At 54.1% G+C, this 1,295-nt stretch carries 1 protein-coding gene; it reads left to right on the forward strand.

Annotated features, from left to right (window positions below; all coding sequences use genetic code 11):
• Window positions 1-61: 61 nt before the first annotated feature.
• Entirely contained in the window at window positions 62-1,231 is a 1,170-nt protein-coding gene (locus tag RMSM_RS03945) for a metallophosphoesterase (RefSeq protein ID WP_008691898.1), read from the forward strand.
• The last annotated feature ends 64 nt before the right edge of the window (window positions 1,232-1,295 follow it).

Below are 1,295 nucleotides of genomic sequence, written 5' to 3' on the forward strand. Positions count from 1 at the left end.
GTTCCGGCTGAGCAGCCCGGTCAAGCTTGAACATTTCATGCGACCGAAGGCTTTGTAGAACATGCTTACGGCTAATCGATGGTGGTTCATTCTGCTGGCTGTTCTGGTCGGCCATTTTGGGATCCATCTGGCAATTTACAATCGCATCAACGGCTTTGGGATGCCGCGCCGCACGATCAAACGAATTGTCAAAGTCTTTTTTGTTTCGGCGATTACGCTGCCCTTCGTTGTGGGCTACCTCTATTTTGACGCCGTCTGGCAACTTATCGTCGATCCGCAGGCTAGCGTCTACTTTCCACCTGTTTTAACGGCGTACGGCGTTGTGTGTTTGGCGAGTTGGTTGGTGTTGGGCGTGCCCTGGCTGCTTTGGCGTCCTATTTTTGGACTCGAGTGGGTCAATGCGGAACGTAAGATTGAGGTGGTCGATGTACAACGTTCAGTCAATCGATCGTTGGCGCTCACGGCAAAATGCAAATTCGAATCCAAGTTGCCTCTGAACCAGATTTTTGACTTGGCGATCGAACAGATCACGCTGCCGGTCGTGGGGTTGCCGGCGAAGTTGGATGGTTACCGGATTGCGCATTTGAGCGACATTCATCTGACTGGCGATGTTCATCCAGACTACGCGAAGTATGTGGTCACGCGAGCCACCGCGTGGCGACCTGACATGATGGTGATCACCGGGGATATCATTGACCGGCAACCTTGTGTCGATTGGCTACCCGAGATTTTTGCTGCCGCCGATGCAGCGGATGGTTGTTTTTACGTGTTGGGGAATCACGACACGCGGATCGACGATTCACAGCAAACGCGTCAAGCAATGGACGTGGCCGGTTGGACCGATCTCGGGTCCGATTCAGTGCTTTGCAATTTGCGAGGCCAGTCGGTTCGGATGATTGGCAACGAGTACCCATGGTTTGATCGGCCCGAGCTAGAGCCGAATGATGGTAGCGAGTTTCGGATTTTGGTTAGTCACAGTCCCGATCAAATCTGGTGGGCTCGCAGTCACGGTGTCCAATTGATGATGGCCGGTCACACGCATGGCGGTCAGGGGCGACTGCCTGTGATTGGCCCCCTCCTCAGTCCCAGTTTTCACGGCAGTCGCTTTGCGTCAGGCGATTTCTACAAACCGCCGACGACGATGCACGTCTCACGTGGACTTGGCGGCGTCCATTTGATGCGAATCAACTGCCGCCCCGAATTGTCACTAATCACTCTGTGCCCACAGTAAACCCAGTTGGCCGAGCCAACCATGAACGTTCACATCGTTCACATGGGGACAGAGCCCATTCTGT

Origin of the sequence: Rhodopirellula maiorica SM1, from assembly GCF_000346295.1 — a bacterium.
Lineage (GTDB): Bacteria > Planctomycetota > Planctomycetia > Pirellulales > Pirellulaceae > Novipirellula > Novipirellula maiorica.